This is a genomic window from Levilactobacillus tujiorum (assembly GCF_012641185.1).
In the GTDB taxonomy this organism is placed as follows: domain Bacteria; phylum Bacillota; class Bacilli; order Lactobacillales; family Lactobacillaceae; genus Levilactobacillus; species Levilactobacillus tujiorum.
This window is the reverse complement of sequence record NZ_JAAXLK010000036.1, coordinates 1-5387: the sequence shown is the minus strand read 5'-3', so window position 1 is coordinate 5387 and position 5387 is coordinate 1. Positions and strand designations below refer to the sequence as shown.

Here is a 5387-nt window from a genome sequence, read left to right as displayed (position 1 = left end):
ATCACCATCAGTTGAAACAGACTGGACATGGTCCCCCGCTTGTCAGCAGGTGATAATTCCGCCAAATACGTCGGAATCAGCGCTGACGCTGCCCCCACGGCCATCCCTAAGATAATCCGTGACACAATCAACGTCCAGAATTCTGGTGAGAACGCTGACCCTAAAGCACCGACGAAGAAAATAATGGCAGATAACAGTAAGAGCTTCCGCCGACCAAACCGGTCAGACGATGGCCCAATAATTGCGGCACCCAAGACGGCCCCTAACAAGACGGCACTAACAACCCAGCCTTGTTGCCAAGATCCCAAGCCCATTTGTTTCTGAATAAAAAGAATGGCTCCTGAAATTACCCCGGTATCATACCCAAAGAGAAGTCCTCCAAGGGCGCCGAAGAAGTAAACGAATCCGGTCGAAACTTTTCGCATTAAGATTACTTCCTTTTCGCAGTTCAGCACTGCTAAATTATGCAATAAGTAAGTTGGTAAACGATTGTTGGTTGATTGCGGCAACCAACTATGATTCTATGATAGCACTTACATTTTATTTTTGAAAGCGTTTACCGTGAAAAAGTAAATTTATTACAGTCATTTTCGACGCGGGTGAAAAAGAACCGGCACTTTCAATTACATACATGCTAAACGATTGACGCTACTGACTCTACCCTCTCCACGTCCGTTCCTAGCAAAAAGAGTCTGAGACAAAAGCCCCAGACCCATTTCCATCCAAATTTACATTGTCGAAACGTGCGCCAAAAGGCAGCTGGTTCCGCTTAAAACTGATAACCAAACAATCCAGACCCGGGATTATTCGGTTATCAGCCTTAATGCTCGCCAGCTAACCGCCTTTTGTCCCACTCTACACTATTTCCAAATAATTTTCTTTGATCAGTGAACCTTCTTGATCATCAGAATTAAGCCCGCACCGACTAAACACATGATCCCGGCCATTGGGAAAATCATCCGATACCCGGAGAAGCCAATCACCGTGGAGGCCATGATGGGACCAAAGACTTGCCCTAAGGAATTGGCTAAGTTCACAATTCCCAAGTCCTTCGCGGCACTGTTAGGATTCGGCAACACTGTGACGTTCAGCGCTTGGTCAACCGAATTGTACATCCCCATGGCGGCCCCACTTAACGCCGCGTAGACGAACATCGTCCAAGGTGCTGGATCAATCGCTGGTACAGCTACCCCAAAGCCCATGGCAACCGTTGATAACGCCACCAGCAATTTCAGACTGTGGAACTTGTCGGCGAGAGGCCCGCCAATCACGGCGAATGCCACCCCGGCAACGAGGAGAATCATCGACATGATCGACAAGTTGTGGGTCGCACTTGCTGACGATAATTTCATGTAATCCGTAAAAATGTACAGTTGATACCCCGTGATAATAAATTGGGCTGATACAAACAGTAACTTCCCAAAAACAGCTAAGTAAAAGTCCCGGACATCGCCATGAATTGGAAATGAGAAGGCTTCAATCAATTCTGAACCGTGAAGTTTGGGAACCTTTTCGCCCTTATTACTCCCATCACCGACTAAGAACAGGCCAATCAGCGTGAAGACAATTTCAAAGACCATGAAGATATAAATCCCGCTGTTGACCTTCGTAATGTACTGCGACGCAATCATCGTCCCAACGGGCGTCCCGATATTCATTCCTACTCCATAAAAGGCGGAAATTGAGCCCCGATACTTTTTGGGCGCTTTATCGGCAATGAAGGCCACCAATGGTGCGACCATCATGTTCAAAGCAACTTGGAACAACGACCAATTCAGGATAATCCCCGGAACAGTCGTGACCTTCGTTAAGAAATAGAAGCAGAGCAACGTGCTCAGCATCCCCAAGAAGATCCACGGGTTACGCTTCCCCCAGCGACTAGTCGTTCGGTCTGAAAGGGCCCCTTCAATGATATTGGCAATCGTTGCGACCACCATCGCAATCGTTGCTAGTAAGGCCACAATCTGAACTTTTTGTCCGGGCGCGATCTGTTGAATCTTGGCCGGCAGTAACGTTGAGTTAACCCCCAGATAAGGGACCAACCAGCCCAATAACCCAAAGAGAATCCCGAAACCTAAGCGATAAGGAAACTTCCCTTGCGATGTTGCTTGTTTTTCATTTTCCATGATTACCCTCCTGTCAAAGGCATCGATTATGTACGCACCACCCAAATGACGGTATACGAAAAGGACCCTCACTAGCAACTCATCTTCATATGGTCATCCCTAGCAAGAATCCTTCACCCACTTGGTCAGTGGTGCTCTACGTTTAAATCCGCAGCTTATTCAATTCTTGGTGAAGACCGCAGTCCATTACGCCTGCCACAACGTCTCCTGAGCCGCTTTACCGGAAACGAAAGGTCCTGGTACAGCCGATACCCCACGATGGTTACCGAAGTAATCCTCGTTGAAGATGATATCGTCGCCATTAGGCTGTTCATAACGTTGCTCTGGTTCAAAGGCCTCACCTAACGTGTCCGTGGTGATGATGCCTTCGTAGTAGTCACCCAGCAAATCATACAGGTTCGTCTTGACGCTCACCTTATCGCCATCCTCGACGAGTTCAACGGTGGCTTCATCCTGAGTGTTCACCAGATTATCGGTTTCCTTCTTCCAAGCCTTAGCGCCGTTGAAGTAGACGTTCCCGGCAGCCCAGACTGGCAGGTGACCGTAGTGCGCGCTCATCAGGTCATTCATATCGGTTTCCTTGGCAAAGGTCCCATTGACGTGCTTAAACTGTGCGTACCATTCATCATACGTTGGATACTCGTCAAAACCATTGGTCCCAACTTGTTCCGTATCCTCGTGTTCCCGGTCAACCAGCGTTTCTTCATCCGGCTTTTCAACTGGCCACTTCTGAACAAAGATGTTGTTGTAGAAGCGATCATCCCCGTGAAGAATGGTCATGAAGCCAGCCACTTCAGTCCGGTGTTGGATGTGGTAAGGCGTGAACCGCGGTTGATTCTTCCCGTCCACGAAGAAGTCGGTGTTGGCCCCGATGGACGTGATCGACCCTAACATCAAGTTGTGAACGCAAGCCACGCCTTGGGTCGCGAGCCGTAACGATGCTTTGGATAACAGCAAGTTGTTGTCAATCAAAGTTGGCCCATGCCCCACTTCAACGAAGATATCCTGACTCTGCATCGCCCCCACAATCCGTGGCGCGGTGCCGGTTGGCGCATAGTTGTGGTCCAACAGGTTCTGGGTGATCCGCGTGCCTTGCGCTTCCCAGTCGGTCCAAATGCCCATGGTGCAATCGTTGATGTGGTTACGACGAATGATGACATCAATGGCCGCATGCATCTTAATCCCCGCAATTTCGGCACCAGCTAACTCCTGCATGTTATTGATGTCGTGGATGTGGTTGTCCTCAATGATACTGAAGACGCCACCTTGCCGGCCAACAATCCCATCTTGTTCACAGTGATGGATGTTATTGCGTCGAATGATATGGTGCCCGATATTTTCTTTCAACCAGCCATGATACTGACCCCGGCAAACCGCGTCTCGTTCCATTTGGGTAGGACTCTTGACGTGCTTGTACGTGAAGTATTGGTTGTTGACCGGGTCCTCGTACTTCCCTAAGGAAATCCCGGCGCAGCGACTATGACTAATGTCACAGTCTTCGATGATCCAGCCCTTTGACCAGTGTGGCCCGATCATGCCGTCTTGGTAAGATGCGGGCGGTGCCCAAGTTGTCGCCGCTTTATTGACGTTAAATCCACTGACGGTAATGTTGTTGATGCCCGTTGCTTGGGGCATGAAGACTTCACGCCGCACGTTGATTTCAACGTCTTCTTGATTAGGATTCTTGCCTTGGAAGTTGGCGTAGATCACCGTCTCATTGCGTGCAGCATCCTGTTCGGTATACCACTTGTAAACGGAATTCTTGCGCTCCCACGAACGGCCATAGACCTTGGCTTCAAGACAGTCGTCCAGTGACGTCGTTTCGTAAAATTGGCGATCATTCATGTAGACCGCACCGGTATGCTTGTTCACCGGCCCGAAGTACCAATCACCCATGACAAATTCCGTATAGGGGTTATATGAGCCGAACAAGCCGTTATTGATTCGAGCGACCCAAACGTTGCCTTGATATTGTTGCCAGTTCTTAACCGCCTCGGCCCCCGTAATGATTGCCTTTAAGGGTTCGACACTCTGATATGTAATTCGTTCATCGTCTGTTCCCCCGTGCTTAGGGTTCACATATTCCCGATAAGTCCCGGGGAAAACCAGAACCTTATCGCCGGGCTGTGCAACCTGGGCTGCTGTGTTGATTTGCTTATAAGGTGCTTTCTTAGTCCCATCGCCATCATGCAGGGCGTGAGCGTCAACATAGATTTTCACGATAAATTGCCTCCTTAAATTTAACCAACTAACCGCTGAAGCATTAGTAGCTCCGCAACACCAAGTGACTGATTAGCCATCAGTGAAGCGCTTACATTTATTAGTTTAACCACTTATTCGGCCAGACGTTTGAATAAATGTCCAATTTTTTGAACTTTTTGTCAAAATTGACGTTAGTTAACCCACCCAAATCCGCGTCACAGTAGGCACAAGTGCTGGTCATTCATGATGCAAAAAAAGAAGCATCCTCACTGGAATGCTCCTTGCAATTACTCAAATTTATTTAGCCGTGCTTAAATCATCTTCCGTAGCACCGGCCTTAGCCCGTAACGTGGCTTCGATCTCTTCCAGAGAACGGTTCCGCGTTTCAAAGACTTTAACCTTAACGAACCAGATGGCGAGGAAGCACAGTACCCCGTAACCAATGAACAGGCTCCCCGTACCGAAGAAGTTCAGCAATGCTGGGAAAGTCAGCGAGACCACCATGTTAGCCGACCAGTTGATCACACTGGCGAAGGAATTTCCTAACCCACGAATGTTTAGTGGGAAGACTTCACCAATCATGACCCACATAACGGGTCCCCAAGTAGCGGAGAAGAAGGCAATGTAAATGGTCAAGGCGATCACGGAGATAATCGCGGCCGCTTGCGATCCGCCGGAGAACTTCATCCCGATACTCATCACGAACAGGGAAACCCCCATCCCGATGGCACCGCCAATCAGCATCTTCTTCCGGTCGATCTTATCCATGATCATCACGGCAATGGCCGTCACAATCACGTTAAAGATCCCAATCCCAATGTGGGCTAACAGCGCCGCGTTCACCCCGAACCCAACGTCGGTAAAGATCGTTGGTGCGTAGTACAACACGGTATTACAACCCATGACTTGTTGGAAAATAGCTAAGCCTAACCCAATGATCAGTGAAGGACGAACCATCTTACCAAAGAGTTCAGACCAACCACCGTTCTTCATCTTGGCCTGTTCTTCGATTTGCGACAATTCTTTATCAACTGCCGCCGTATCGTGCTTGTTCATGGT

At 48.9% G+C, this 5387-nt stretch carries 4 protein-coding genes; all 4 read right to left on the bottom strand.

The window, feature by feature from the left end:
* The coding region (locus tag HF569_RS11965; RefSeq protein WP_168902602.1) for an MFS transporter at positions 1 to 425 on the bottom strand (425 nt) is incomplete at its 3' end.
* 459 nt (positions 426 to 884) lie between these two features.
* A complete protein-coding gene (locus HF569_RS11960; RefSeq protein ID WP_168902601.1) occupies positions 885 to 2126 on the bottom strand; it encodes an MFS transporter in 1242 nt (413 codons plus the stop codon).
* 186 nt (positions 2127 to 2312) lie between these two features.
* Complete coding sequence (locus tag HF569_RS11955; protein ID WP_168902600.1) at positions 2313 to 4346, bottom strand: right-handed parallel beta-helix repeat-containing protein; 2034 nt, start codon at positions 4344 to 4346, stop codon at positions 2313 to 2315.
* A gap of 279 nt (positions 4347 to 4625) precedes the next feature.
* On the bottom strand, positions 4626 to 5387 hold a 762-nt coding region (locus HF569_RS11950), incomplete at its 5' end, for an MFS transporter (protein WP_168902599.1).

Coding starts and splice junctions, on each gene's coding strand:
- HF569_RS11960 (WP_168902601.1), bottom strand. CDS start 2,126: ATGGAAAATGAAAAACAAGCAACATCGCAAGGGAAGTTTCCTTATCGC.